Source organism: Flavobacterium akiainvivens, from assembly GCF_001278115.1.
GTDB classification, from domain to species: Bacteria; Bacteroidota; Bacteroidia; order Flavobacteriales; family Flavobacteriaceae; genus Flavobacterium; species Flavobacterium akiainvivens.
The window spans coordinates 349,424-363,959 of the sequence record NZ_LIYD01000005.1; the positions used below are offsets into that span (position 1 = coordinate 349,424).

Annotated in this window: 10 protein-coding genes; 7 read left to right on the plus strand and 3 right to left on the minus strand. The window is 42.6% G+C overall.

Annotated elements, in window-relative coordinates; all coding sequences use genetic code 11:
• The first annotated feature begins 23 nt into the window (after nucleotides 1-23).
• The 7 genes from AM279_RS01475 (at nucleotide 24) to AM279_RS01505 (ending at nucleotide 10,231) form a co-directional block, all read left to right on the plus strand.
• Entirely contained in the window at nucleotides 24-1,484 is a 1,461-nt protein-coding gene (locus tag AM279_RS01475; RefSeq protein WP_054410043.1) for a RagB/SusD family nutrient uptake outer membrane protein, read from the plus strand.
• A gap of 27 nt (nucleotides 1,485-1,511) precedes the next feature.
• The gene (locus AM279_RS01480) at nucleotides 1,512-2,417 is read left to right on the plus strand and encodes a LamG-like jellyroll fold domain-containing protein (RefSeq protein ID WP_054405905.1); all 906 of its coding nucleotides are present in this window, start codon (nucleotides 1,512-1,514) and stop codon (nucleotides 2,415-2,417) included.
• A gap of 97 nt (nucleotides 2,418-2,514) precedes the next feature.
• Complete coding sequence (locus AM279_RS01485) at nucleotides 2,515-3,894, plus strand: glucoamylase family protein (protein ID WP_054405906.1); 1,380 nt, start codon at nucleotides 2,515-2,517, stop codon at nucleotides 3,892-3,894.
• Nucleotides 3,895-4,003: 109 nt separating this feature from the next.
• The gene (gene bglX, locus AM279_RS01490; protein WP_054405907.1) at nucleotides 4,004-6,247 is read left to right on the plus strand and encodes a beta-glucosidase BglX; all 2,244 of its coding nucleotides are present in this window, start codon (nucleotides 4,004-4,006) and stop codon (nucleotides 6,245-6,247) included.
• A 181-nt stretch (nucleotides 6,248-6,428) separates the two neighbouring features.
• A complete protein-coding gene (locus tag AM279_RS01495; RefSeq protein WP_236688478.1) occupies nucleotides 6,429-8,213 on the plus strand; it encodes a family 43 glycosylhydrolase in 1,785 nt (594 codons plus the stop codon).
• A 57-nt stretch (nucleotides 8,214-8,270) separates the two neighbouring features.
• A complete protein-coding gene (locus AM279_RS01500; protein WP_054405908.1) occupies nucleotides 8,271-9,707 on the plus strand; it encodes an MFS transporter in 1,437 nt (478 codons plus the stop codon).
• A gap of 107 nt (nucleotides 9,708-9,814) precedes the next feature.
• A complete protein-coding gene (locus AM279_RS01505) occupies nucleotides 9,815-10,231 on the plus strand; it encodes a hypothetical protein (RefSeq protein WP_054405909.1) in 417 nt (138 codons plus the stop codon).
• Here AM279_RS01505 and AM279_RS01510 read toward each other — a convergent pair.
• The 3 genes from AM279_RS01510 to purB form a co-directional block, all read right to left on the minus strand.
• Nucleotides 10,228-12,105 (minus strand): monovalent cation:proton antiporter-2 (CPA2) family protein, encoded by a 1,878-nt coding sequence (locus AM279_RS01510; protein WP_054405910.1) that lies wholly within the window; start codon nucleotides 12,103-12,105, stop codon nucleotides 10,228-10,230. The two genes, AM279_RS01505 and AM279_RS01510, sit on opposite strands and share 4 nt — an antisense overlap.
• Nucleotides 12,106-12,107: 2 nt before the next feature.
• A complete protein-coding gene (locus AM279_RS01515) occupies nucleotides 12,108-12,710 on the minus strand; it encodes an NAD(P)H-dependent oxidoreductase (RefSeq protein ID WP_054410049.1) in 603 nt (200 codons plus the stop codon).
• 83 nt (nucleotides 12,711-12,793) lie between these two features.
• The gene (gene purB, locus AM279_RS01520) at nucleotides 12,794-14,143 is read right to left on the minus strand and encodes an adenylosuccinate lyase (RefSeq protein ID WP_054405911.1); all 1,350 of its coding nucleotides are present in this window, start codon (nucleotides 14,141-14,143) and stop codon (nucleotides 12,794-12,796) included.
• Between the last annotated feature and the right edge of the window lie 393 nt (nucleotides 14,144-14,536).

Here is a 14,536-nt window from a genome sequence, read left to right on the forward strand (position 1 = left end):
CTATGAATAAAAATATTTCAAAAATGAAAAAACGATTTACATATAAAACAGGTTTGGCAATGCTTTGTGTTGTGGCTATAGCTGTATCATGCGATGATGATTTAAATGTAGACCCAAGAAATGCCATAAACGAAAATGATTTTCTTAATAATCCAGATAATGCCGTAGCGCTTGTTAATGGTGTATACAACAAAATGCTTGATTTTGATATGTATTCCTTTAGCTGGATAGGGGTTACCAGTATAACATCAGACGATGCAGATAAAGGCTCAACCCCAGGTGATACGGGTAGCGATAAGCACAGGATGGATGCTCTGTCATTTGATGCTACAGATCCTTCTTTTAACGAAGTCTGGAAAAGTCGTTATGCGGCTATATACCGCGCAAATAATGCGCTTGGGTATCTTGAGCAGCTATCAATAGATGAAACCTTAAAAAACAGGCTTATAGGCGAGGTTAAGTTCTTAAGGGCATTTTGGTATTTTGATCTTGTACGTTGTTTTGGCGATGTGCCGCTGGTTGTAGAACAAATAGACCTTAATGATACTGAACTTATTAATGATGTGGTATTTGTAAGAAAACCAAAGGCTGATGTTTATGCCCAGATTGAAGCCGATCTTATAGATGCTGCTTCTAAACTGCCTCTTAAATCGCAGTACGGTCAAACAGATTTAGGGCGTGCCACAAAAGGGGCAGCACATGCCTTGCTTGCCAAATCGTATCTGTATCAGGAAAAGTGGAATGATGCCTATACAGCGGCCGGAGAAGTAATTTCATCAGGTCAATATGGATTAATGACTAATTATGCCGAAGTATGGCGTGAGGTAGGCGAAAACCAGGAAGAATCAATATTTGAAGTGCAGGCTACATTAACTAAAGGCCTTATACAATATACCGATGTTCAGGGGCCCCGCGGCACTCCTGATTTAGGCTGGGGCTTTAATACGCCATCAGCAGGGCTTTCAAACTCGTATCCTGCAGGCGATTTAAGGCGCGAAGGCACTATTATGTTTGTACCCTCTACGTTATGGGATGGCTTTGAGGCACCTACTACCTGGAATAACCCCCGCTATAACTATAAAGCGTATCAAAGTAGTATAGCAGAATCATGGAATGGTAATAAAGCCGAGACAGCCAAAAACTTAAGATTGCTAAAATACAGCGATTTACTTCTTATCCGTGCTGAAGCTGCCATGGAAATGGGAATGGTAAGCGAAGCCGAAGATATTGTAAATCAACTGCGTACCCGCGCAGGGCTGGCAGAAATTAGCGGGCTTACCTTACAGCAACTATATAACGAAAGAAGATGGGAAATGGCAATGGAACACGACAGGTGGTTTGATATTGTGCGAACCGGACAGGGGGTTAGTGCCATGGCGGCAGATGGTAAAACATTTGTGACAGGCAAGCATGAACTTTTCCCTATACCTGAGCCCCAGATAATTATAAGCAACGGATTATTAACTCAAAACAACGGATACTAATACTAACTTAATCTTTAATTTATTACTATGAAAACAATCAAAATTTTAGTTTGTGCCCTAATTGCATCAGGCTTTGTATTTACATCGTGTGGCGATGATGACGAGGGGGGCAATAACCTGCCACCGGTTGGTGGCTATAACAGCGCAGATGAAATAGGTGCTGCTGACCTTGTAGCTTACTGGCCTCTTGATGGTAATGGTACAGAACAAATTTCGGGCACCGCACCATCTAATAGTGTGGGTGCTACTTATGCCTCTTCAACAAAAGGCCAAAAATTAGTGCTTACTAATGGTTACCTTAATTTTCCTGCAATTGCATCGCTTAGTACAACAATGCCAAGCATGACAATAAGCCTTTGGGCCAAAGTAACCAACAATGGCGGCCCCGGTGCAGACGGGCACCCGGCAATGATGTTTCAGCTTAGTAAACCAAATGACTGGGGTGGTAACATAAACCTTATGTCAGAAACGGGCTGGTATGCATCTTCAGTAGATACACTTATAGTAAAAGGATTTGTAAAAATTCAGACAGCAGGAGGTGGCGAAAGCGGCCAGGATTCAAGGAACTCTCCTAAGCCAAGTGCAGAAGATATTGCAGCCGGCCACGTGGGTAATGCTAATAAAAACAGCGGGCAATGGGCTCATTATGTAATTACATGGGATGCTACTACTGCTATGTTTAAGGTATATGCCAACGGACAAAAAATTTCTAACCCGGCATGGGAATCAAGAAACGGTGGTGCGGCCCTTGGCCTTAACTTCTTTACACCTACAAGGCCTATTATAGGTACATTTGCTACAGTTATAGATGGTACTGCCGAAGCTTGGCAAAGGCCTATGAATGGCGAAATTGATGAAATCCGCGTGTGGAAAAAAGTAATTAATGATGCCGATATAAACTTCCTGTATCAGCTGGAATCTCAGGGCAGGTAATTAAATTAACTATAGTTCCCGGCTCTGTTGGGCCGGGAATTTTTCTAAAATAGTATGCTCCCAACTATACTGTTTTAAATACATCAATCAAAAAACTATGAAAATCCTACAGCTGTTCATTATACTTAATCTCTTTATATCGTGCACGTCGTGCGATAATAAGAGCGATGATACTGACGACAATACTACACCTCCGGTAACCGAAACCATGACTGAAGAGGAAATACTTGACCTGGCTCAAAAAGATGCCCTGAAGTATTTTTGGGAGTTTGCCGAGGTAAATTCTAAACTGGCAAGAGAGCGTTACCATCCGGGCGAAGCATCGGTAGATGCAAACCTTGTCACAACAGGAGGTTCAGGCTTTGGGCTTATGACCATACTTGTGGGCATAGACCGTGGTTTTATACCCCGCGAAGAAGCCGTGGCAAGGTTACAGACTTCTCTTAATTTTCTTGAAAATGCCGACAGGTTTCATGGTGCATGGCCACACTGGCTAAATGGTACAAACGGCCATGTAGTGCCTTTTGGTACTGTAGATAATGGCGGAGACCTTGTAGAAACTTCTTTTTTATGCCAGGCACTTATTTGCCTTCGCGAATATTTTAAAGATGGTACAGATGCCGAACAGGCACTTGCCACGCAGGCAGATGAATTGTGGAAAGGAGTAGACTGGAGCTGGTACACAAGAGGCGAAAATGCCCTTTACTGGCATTGGTCGCCCGAATATGAATGGCAGTTAAACTTTAAGCTTGAAGGCTATAACGAATGTCTTATTACTTATATAATGGCGGCAGCATCGCCCACACACCCGGTTGGGGCAGCTGCTTACAACCAGGCCTGGGCCCGCAATGGTGCTATTGTACACTCTGGTGTGCGCTATAATATTCCCGTTATATTTAATTATAACGGCGCAACAGGCAATGTAGGCCCTATGTTTTGGGCACATTACTCTTACCTGGGTTTAGACCCGCGTGGGCTTATCGACCAATATGCAAATTACTGGAGCCTTACTCAAAACCATGCTAAGATTATGCATTCATATTGTGTGGCAAACCCTTATCAATATGCCGGATATGGCGAAGATTGCTGGGGGCTTACCGCCAGCTATAGCCGTAATGCCGATGGCTCTACAGGATATTCGGCACACTCTCCGGTAAATGATAGGGGGGTAATATCGCCTACAGCTGCTTTGTCTGATTTTCCATATACTCCGCAGGAATCTATGAAAATGCTCCGTTTTTGTTATGAAAATCCGGATTGGAAAGACAGGCTTGTTGGCCCGGCCGGGCCTTATGATGCATTTTCTGTAGATAAAGATTGGGTTACACCACGATATCTTGCTATAGACCAGGGTACTATTGTGCCTATGATAGAAAACCACCGTACCGGTATGCTCTGGAACCTGTTTATGCAGGCTCCCGAAGTTCAGGAAGGCCTTCAGAACCTGGGCTTTTCATCAAGTCAGCACGGATTTTAATAACTAATAAACTCGGATTTTTTCATAGCAATTCTGTTTTTATACCGCCTTTACCTTTGGGCAGGGGCGGTTTTTTTATCCAAAACATCTATTTTAAAATATATTTGAAATGAAGTGTACCAAAATACTCATTATCCTATTAGCCTGCGGGACATCATTATATGCCCAGAAAAATAAAAAAGCCGCAAAAATAAAGCCCCGCAATGAGTTTGTAACCGAACTGATGGCTAAAATGACCGTTGACGAAAAAATTGCCCAGTTGGTGCAATTTACCGCAGATGGTACTACAACAGGGCCTAAAAGCGGCGATAACTTTATTGAGCAGATAAAAAAAGGCAATGTAGGCTCTATTTTAAACGCTACAGGTGTTGAGTATACCCGTAAGCTACAGGAGCTTAATATGGCAAATTCGAGGCTTAAAATTCCGTTGCTTTTTGGTTATGATGTTATTCATGGGTACCGCACGGTTTTCCCTATAAACCTGGGCGAATCGGCAAGCTGGGATCCGGCACTGGCTGAGCTTTCCAGTAAAGTAGCTGCCGCCGAAGCTGCTGCAAGCGGCATACACTGGACGTTTGCCCCTATGGTAGACATAGCGCGTGACCCGCGTTGGGGCCGTGTGAGCGAAGGTTCGGGCGAAGACACCTATCTGGGAATTCAACTTGCTATTGCAAGGGTAAAGGGTTTTCAGGGCGCTGACCTTAGTGCTGTAAACACTATACTTGCCTGTACCAAGCACTTTGCTGCCTATGGCGCTGCCGAGGCCGGACGTGACTATAATACAGTGGATATGAGCGAGCGCGTATTGCGGGAAACCTACCTGCCGCCTTTTAAAGCTACGGTAGATGCCGGCGTTCGTACGTTCATGACATCATTTAATGAAATTTCAGGTGTTCCGGCAACGGGTAGTAAATTCCTGTTGCGTGATATACTGAAAGGCGAGTGGAAATTTGACGGCTTTGTGGTTACAGACTATACCGCCATTAACGAGCTTATACCGCACGGTTTTGCAAAAGATTCTATACATGCAGGCGAACTGTCGCTTAAAGCAGGTGTAGATATGGATATGGTGGGCGGTATTTACCTTAAAAGCCTCAAAAAGTTATTGGCCGAAGGTAAAGTAACCGAAGCACAGATAAATGACGCCTGCAGGCGTATTCTTGAAGCTAAGTACGACCTTGGCCTTTTTGAAGACCCATATCGTTATAACGATGTTAAACGTGAAAAGCAGGAAATATACAAGAAAGAATACCTTGATGCTGCACTTACCGTAGCTAATAAAAGTATGGTATTGCTTAAAAACAGCAATAACGTACTCCCACTTAAAAAAGAGCAACGTGTGGCGTTTGTTGGGCCGTTGGTAAGTGATGAATGGAATATTATAGGCTCATGGGCAGCTACGGGAGACCGAAACGGTTATGCCGTGAGTGTTGAGGAAGGCGTAAAAAAAATAATTAGCGACAAGAGCAAAATAAGCTTTACCAAAGGAATTGAAATTGTGGACCAGCGTCGTGATATGATGAAAGCAGCCCTTGACGCGGCTTCTACAGCCGATGTAATTGTAGCCGTAATGGGCGAATTTGAAAATATGACCGGCGAGGCTGCTTCACGCACTGTAATAGACCTTCCGGGAATACAGAAAGAATTTTTAGCAGAACTTAAAAAGCTGGGCAAGCCGGTGGTGCTTGTGCTTATGAATGGCCGCCCGCTTACGCTAAGTTGGGAAAATGGAAATATGGATGCCATACTTGAAGCTTGGTTTCCCGGTACTATGGGTGGCGATGCCATTGCCCAAACGCTTTATGGCATTAATAACCCATCAGGTAAATTACCTATAACTTTCCCACGCACATTGGGTCAGGTACCCATTTACTACAATCATAAAAATACAGGCAGGCCCTACCTTGGCTCTAAAGACCCTGAGCAAAAATACAAGTCGCGCTACATAGATAGCGATAACAGCCCGCTGTATCCGTTTGGTTACGGCCTTAGCTATACTACGTTTGAGTATTCTAACCTTAAAATATCGTCTAAAGAGCTTACAGCCAATGGCACTGTAAAAGTGACTGTAGATGTAGCAAACACAGGCAATTTTGACGGAGAGGAAATCGTACAGTTGTATATTCAGGATGAGGTAGGCTCAGTAACCCGCCCAGTTAGGGAACTGAAAGGTTTTAAAAAAACAGCACTTAAAAAGGGCGAAAAGAAAACGGTGGAATTTGATATAAAACCTGATGATTTACGCTTTTACAATATAGATATGCAGTTTGTGGCAGAACCCGGTGACTTTAAAGTGTTTGTTGGCGGTAGTTCTGATGCAGGCCTGACTACTGAATTTATGTTAGTTAAATAATTTTGAGTTTAATTTTGTTGATCTTTGGGATGGGCTGCCTTATGGGGCAGCCTTTTTTTATCATTATAAAAAATAAGCAGTCCTTTTTGGTTTTCGATTAGAAATTATAACCAAATGGTTTTAAAACACGCTGATTTTTAAATTATTAATCTACTCCCACAACTTTTGAATACCTATATTTATGAAATTTTTAAAAATAAAAATGCTCCGCACGCTTGCAACACTTTTTTTGCTTACCGCACTTACTGCCACCTGTTTTGGACAGCAAAAAACCTATTGCAACCCCATAAATATTGATTACGGTTATTGCCCCATACCCAATTTTGTAACACAAGGCAAGCACCGCGCTACAGCCGACCCTGTAATTACCTATTTTAAAGGTGAGTATTACTTGTTTTCTACCAATCAATGGGGATACTGGCATAGTAAAGATATGGTAAACTGGAAGTTTATTCCCCGCAAATTCCTGAGGCCGGAGCATAATGTGTACGATGAGCTTTGCGCGCCGTCGGTTTCGTTTGTAAATGATACGCTGCTTGTAGTGGGGTCTACCCATACTAAGGAATTTCCCATCTGGATGAGTACAAAGCCTGATGGCGACAACTGGAAAGAACTGGTACATAAGTTTGAAGCCGGTGCATGGGATCCGCAAATATTTTGGGATAAGGAAAAAGATGAGGTATACCTGTACTACGGTTCCAGCAACCTGTATCCGCTGTATGGGGTAAAGCTTAATCGCAAGACTTTTCAACCGGAAGGAGAAGTAATCCCTGTATTGGCGCTTAACGACGATGAGCACGGCTGGGAACGCTTTGGCGAGCATAATGATAATACCTTTTTACAGCCCTTTACCGAAGGGGCTTTTATGACCAAGCACAACGGCAAGTACTACCTGCAATATGGTGCTCCGGGTACTGAGTTTAGTGGTTATGCCGATGGTGTTTATGTAGGCAGCAACCCGCTTGGGCCGTTTGAATACCAGTCGTTCAACCCGTTTTCGTATAAACCGGGTGGTTTTGCGCGCGGGGCGGGGCATGGGGCTACCTACCAGGACGATAAGGGTGCTTACTGGCATATATCTACCATTGTAATTTCTACAAAGAATAATTTTGAGCGCAGGCTGGGTATATGGCCTGCCGGTTTTGATACCGATGGCATTTTATACAGTAATACCGCTTATGGTGATTACCCCACCTATCTGCCATCTGAAAATAAAGCACACAACGGCCTGAATTCCTTTACCGGATGGATGTTGCTTAACTACAACAAGCCTGTACTGGTTTCGAGTACCTTAGGGGGCTACCAGGCAAATTATTTAGTAGATGAAGATATAAAGACTTATTGGAGTGCTAAAACGGCCGATAAAGGCGAATATGTAATTACTGACCTGGGGGAGAAGTCAACTATTAACGCCATCCAGCTTAATTATGCCGACCAGGATGCCGATATTATGGGCAAGCCTGAAACTACAACCGGGCATAAATACATTATTTATGCCTCAGATGACGGAAAAAAGTGGAGGGTTTTGCTAGATAAGAGCAAAAATAACACTGATGTGCCACACGATTATATTGAGCTTGAAAAGCCCGCTGCAGCCCGCTACTTAAAGCTTGAAAATATACAAATGCCAACCGGTAAATTTGCCCTGAGTGGTTTCCGAGTGTTTGGTAAAGGTGCTGGTAATAAGCCGGGTGAGGTTAAAAATTTTGTGCCACTACGTGCTGAGCCCCGCAAGAAGGGTGAGCGCCGCAATGTTTGGTTTAAATGGCAGCAACAGCCAGAAGCTGACGGTTATGTAATATATTTTGGCAAATCGCCCGAAAAATTATACGGCTCAATTATGGTATATGGCAAAAATGAGTATTATTTTAGCGGCCTCGACCGCACAGATGCTTACTATTTTGCCATAGAAGCGTTTAATGCAAACGGCATAGGCCCACGCACTGAGGTTAAGAAATCAGAATAAATTGAAACCCAAATATCAATAATACCCAAACTATTCATTAACCCTTAAAATGAAACTATGAGTTCATCAAACACCCAAACGCGTTGGGGGCAGTTCATTCCGCTCGTAACCGTATTTTTTTTCTGGGGTTTCGTTGCCGCCAGTAACGACATCCTTATTCCTGTATTTGAAGATAAATTTGACTTAGAGCCTTGGCAAAGCCAAATGGTATCTTTTGCATTTTACATTGCTTATACAGTGGGCTCGCTGCTGTACATTGCCATCTCATCTATTACAAAAAGAGACATTGTAGAGCGCCTTGGCTACAAAAACTCGCTGTCTTTAGGCTTAACCATTTCGGCTGTTGGTGCAGTATTGTTTTACCCTGCTGCCGAAATGAACTCTTTTCCGCTAATGCTAACCGGCCTTTTTGTGGTTGCACTTGGTTTCTCATTACAGCAAACTGTTGCTAACCCACTTGCCATTGCACTTGGACCTATACAAACAGGTTCACAGCGCCTTACGCTTGCAGGTGGTATTAACAACTTTGGTACAACCATAGGCCCACTATTAGTTAGCCTTGCTATTTTTGGTTCGGTATCAGCCCCGTCTGAAAATGTAGATATTAATACGGTTAAAGTGCCTTACCTTATCCTTGCGGGTGTTTTTCTACTTGTGGCAATATTCCTTAAGCTGTCTTCGCTACCCAACCATCCTGAAACTATAGAAGAAGATGTTGTTAGCGATGCAGCCCCTGCAAAAAAATCGGCATTGCAATATCCACAGCTTTTAATGGGTATGTTTGCCATATTTTTATATGTAGGTGTTGAGGTTTCTACTGCCAGTAATCTGCCTGCCTACCTTAAAGAACTTGGGTTTGCTACAAGTTCTGTAGCGCCTTATGTATCGTTATATTGGGCAAGCCTTATGATAGGCCGCTGGGGTGGCGCTGTAGAAGCGTTTACTAATGATGTAAGCCTTCAAAAAATATTAAAGATAGTTGCCCCTTATCTTGCCTTTGGGGTATTCCTTGGGGTTAATACACTCATAGGCCATGACGTGGCACCGTTTTATATATATGCTGCCATTATTGTTGTGCTTATAGTAGCCGATTTTGCCAGTAAGGGTAATCCAGCCACCATGCTTATGTTCTTCTCAATATTGGGAATTATAGCACTAATAATAGGTATGCTTACTGAAGGCAATGTTAGTATTTTTGCCTTTACAAGTGTGGGCTTATTTTGTAGTACACTGTGGCCGTGTATCTTTACGCTTGCCGTTAGTGGCCTTGGTAAACAAACCACTCAGGGTAGTACCTTCCTTATCATGATGATTATGGGGGGTGGATTTATAAGTATTGCCCAGGGTTACCTTGCCGGAATTATAGGTATGCAGGCCAGCTACATAGTAGGCGTTGTATGTTTTGCCTACCTTGCATTTTATGCCATTACGGTTAAAGGCATACTTACCAAACAAGGCATTAACTTTGATAAGGTAAGCGGCGGCGGACATTAATCTGTTGCATTACTATAAAATTAAACCGGTTGCCATGCAGCCGGTTTTTGTTTTTAATAACATTATGCTTGTGAGGAAAGCCTTATCTTTGAGCAAAAATCATAACTATGAAATCACGTTTTTTACCATTAGCTGCTTTAAGCCTTTTGTTAACTGTTGCCTGTACCGAAAAGAAACAGGGCGAAGTGCCTGAAAGCGAAGTTCCGGCAACGGAAGAAGTTGATGCAACAGCAACGGCTACAGACTCTTTACCTCCTGCTGAAAAACCTCAAGATACAAGGCCGGCCGAGGGCGATATTATTACCATTACCGGAGAAGTGTTTGAAATTAACCAGGGCAAAGACGGTTATTCTGCCAAGCTAAAGAATACTGAAGGTAAAACCTATATTGCAACTATAAGCATACCTAATATGGCCGACCCAAAAGATTACAGGGCGGTTAAAACAGGCGATAAAATTACCGTTACCGGAGAGGTTTTCCCTATTGAGGAAGATATAATGATTAAAGTAACCAAGCTGCACTAAGATTCACCCTGCTGCTGTTCGCGGCGGATATCATCGGCCTCCCAGGCGTGGTCCTGGGCGCCAAGCTGGTTGTATAAGTCGCTTTTTATAAGCTGCTCCTGGATTTCAATTTCCTGAAGGGTGCTTATAAGAAGCGCTTTTTTGTCATGGCGCTTTTCTGCCAGGCGGAAGGTAGCTTCTTCATCTACGCGAATAAAACGTTGCCCCTGGCGTGTGGCGGTATAACGGCGATGGCCCATTTCTACAAGGGCATCAACCCCAAGGTTAACGGCGCTATACAAATTTTCGCGGTAAAAATCGTTTACACCCATATCTACCAGCTCGAAAGCGTCATTTCGGTTACGGGCACGGGCTAATATTTTAAGATGCGGAAAATGCTTTTTAATCATTTCTACCACCTGCAGGTTTACACGTGGGTTGTCAATAGCAGCTATAAACAATTTGGCATTTTCGCATCCGGCGGCTTTTAAAAGTTCCAGTCTTGAGGCATCTCCATAATACACCTTAAAGCCCAGTTTACGAAGCGAATCAACCCTGTCTGAATCCATATCCAATACCGTAGCAGGTATGCCATTGGCTTTAAGCAGGCGGCCTATAGTACTTCCAAAGTTGCCAAAACCGGCTATAACCACATCGTTTTGTTCTTCAATATTATCATACTTTTCCTTGGGTTTTTCTTTTACTCCAAAGAAAGGGTCTATCCATTTTTCATTAATTAATAACAAGAATGGTGTACCTATCATACTTATGGCAATAACGGCCATCATTTGATTACTTAATGTGGTAGGTAGAAGGTTGAGTTGCACTGCAAAACCCAGTATTACAAAACCAAATTCACCAGCCTGGCTCAATGCAAAAGAAAACAGCAGGTTTTGGTCTGAGCTTTTCCTGTATACTTTACCCACCACTAACAGCACAAAGAACTTGAGTGAGTTGAATATGGTTGAAAAAATAAGTATAAATATTGGGTCGGCAGCAATGATATTAAAGTTTATAGATGCCCCAACGCCTATAAAGAACAGTCCTAAAAGCAACCCTTTAAATGGTGCAATATCGCCTTCAAGCTCATGACGGAATTCACTATTTGCCAATACAAGTCCTGCTATAAATGCACCAAGTGCAGGGCTAAGGCCTACAAGCTGCATCATATATGAAACACCCATAACCAATAGCAATGCAGAGGCTGTAAATAACTCCTGTAAGCGTGTTTTAGCCACTACATGAAGCAATGGTATGATTATATACCTTCCGCCAATATAAACAAGCCCTATTGTACCAAATACAATGCCTGTTTGCAGCCATGGATCAAGGTTTGAAATAAGCGACTGGCTTATGTTTTTATTATTAATATCGCCATCAGCTAATAGTGGGAGTATGGCAAGGATAGGAATTACTGCAATATCCTGAAACAACAGCACTGCAAAAGATGACCGCCCCATAGAGGTTTTGGTAAGCCCTTTTTCTTTAAGGGTTTGCATTACAATAGCCGTTGAAGACAGGGTAAGGGCAAGTGAAATGGTTAACGTTGCATGCCAGTTCCACCGTAATACCAAAGAGCATACTATAAAAAGCACTGCCGCTGTGCCCAACACCTGTAAAAGCCCCATGCCTATAATTATGCGACGCATGCGCCAAAATTTATAGGGGTCGAGTTCAAGCCCTATAAGGAACAGCATCATGGTTACGCCAAATTCGGCAAAGTGCATAATATCCTGGCCTTCCTGGCCTATGAGGCCCAATACGTATGGGCCTATAATAATACCTGCAAAAAGATAACCCAATATTGAGCTAAGCCCAAGCTTCTTGGCTATTGGTACACATACTACTGCTGCCAGCAGGTATATTATTGCCTGAAAGAAAAAACCATCTGCCATAATTACCCGATTTTAGTTGCCATCCAGTTATTAAAATAGTCGTGTTGAGCCAGTTCGGCGAGGTCTATTTCCTTGTTTTCAAGGTATTCAAGCATGAGGTTATATTGTTTTCCATGATCATCATAGCCATCCTGATCCATAGAATGTGTACCATGCACTACAAACGGTGGAAGGTAAGTCATGTTACAAACTTTTGCAGTCTGGCAAAAAGGCTCCAGTAACTGTAAAATAGTAAACCTGTCGCGCCCGGTAGAGCAGTAGTTCTCTTTTTTACCTCCGGTTGTTATGGCCTGTAACAGTAGTTTATCTTTAAGGGCAAACCCCTCACGCCCGTAGGCCCAGCCGTGCTCCAGCACAAGGTCTATCCACTGCTTTAAAAGAGGCGGACAACTGTACCAGTACATCGGGTGGTGCCAAATGACAATATCATGTAGCAACAGCAGTTCCTGTTCGCGCTTTATATCAATATCAAAATTAGGATACTCCTGATAGAGGTCGTGAAATGTAATATTTGGAGAATCAGGTATATTGCTTACAAGCGCGTTGTTAGCGTTTGATTTCTCAAACAACGGATGGGCAAATAAAATGAGTATCTTATTGGGCATAGCAACGGCTTTGCTGCAAGATAACATTTTAAGCGCTAACTAATGTGCTAAAAAACTTATAAAATCTAAATTAAAACTTAAAATTAAGGCTGAATACCCAGGTAATTAGACGGTGTAATCTTAAGTAGTTCCTCTTTAACAGCATCGCTAATGTTAAGTGTACCTATAAAATTGTGAATTGCATTCTTGTCAATAACCGTGTTGGTACGTGTAAGGTCTTTAAGCGCCTCATACGGGTTAGGATAAGCCTCACGGCGTAGTATAGTTTGGATAGCCTCTGCCACAACAGCCCAGTTTTTTTCAAGGTCTTCGGCAAATTTATCTGCATTAAGCAACAGTTTATTAAGACCTTTAAGGGTGGCTTCAAAAGCAATGATGGTATGGCCAATTGGCACACCCACATTCCTTAAAACAGTACTATCAGTAAGGTCGCGCTGAAGGCGTGAAATAGGCAGTTTTGCTGCAAGGTGCTCAAACAGGGCGTTGGCTATACCCAGGTTGCCTTCAGAATTTTCAAAATCAATAGGGTTAACCTTGTGTGGCATGGCCGATGAGCCTATTTCGCCGGCTTTTATTTTTTGCTTGAAGTAATCCATAGATACGTACGTCCAGATATCGCGGTCAAGGTCAATAAGGATGTTGTTGATGCGCTTAAGGGCATCAAAAAATGCTGCAAAATGGTCGTAATGTTCAATTTGCGTAGTAGGGAACGAGTGTTGCAGGCCAAGTGTACCTTCAACAAAATCGCCACCAAACTTGCGCCAGTCGGTTTGCGGATAGGCTATAAAGTGTGCGTTAAAGTTACCGGTAGCACCGCCAAATTTTGCTGCAAACGGCACGTTGAACAGCAGGCGCAGCTGTTCTTCAAGGCGCTCTACAAACACCAGTATTTCTTTACCAAGGCGGGTAGGAGAGGCTGGCTGGCCGTGTGTGCGTGCCAGCATGGGTACATCGGCCCACTCTATGCTAAGTTCTTTCAGTTTTGCGATAACAGCGATAAGCGACGGCATATATACTTTTTCAAACGCTTCTTTTGTAGAAAGCGGTATTGCAGTATTATTGATATCCTGGCTGGTAAGGCCAAAATGTATGAATTCTTTATACTGGTCTAAACCAAGGGTGTCAAAGGCTTTTTTAATGAAGTATTCAACCGCCTTAACATCGTGGTTTGTGGTTTTTTCAATGTCTTTTATGCTTTGCGCATCTTCTGAATTGAAATTGCGGTAAATATCGCGCAGGGGCTCAAAAGTGGCTTTATCTATGGCTGAAAGTTGTGGCAGGGGTAATTCGCAAAGGGCAATAAAATACTCTACCTCTACAAGTACGCGGTATTTTATAAGGGCTTCTTCCGAAAAATAAGAGCTAAGGGCTTGTGTTTTACTCCTGTATCGGCCATCAATAGGCGATATGGCATTCAGTTCAGATAATTGCATAAATATTGTGTTGTTGTATTTATGCGCGCAAATATAAGGTTTTTAAGCTAACTGGCAATATACTTAATCTACATACCATTCAAAAACTACCGATAACATTGTTATAAATGATGCAAGGTGAAACAGGGCTCCCCAAACCTTTATTTTTTGCAACGGTTCTTTTTCTTTGATAAAGAAATGTACTGTTAGCATTATAAGCCACGGTAATAGTGAAAGAATCCAGGCCGAAAATGTAATATGAATCAATGGGTTATAGTAATTGTATAAACCGGAATATTTTGGATCTGGGTTGCCATAAGTAGGTAAATGCCCTGTGTTGTATGCAGTGTGGAAATAAAAGGTAAGTAACGGGATAATAAATAGTAGCGGGAATATGCTGATAATGTAAAAAGC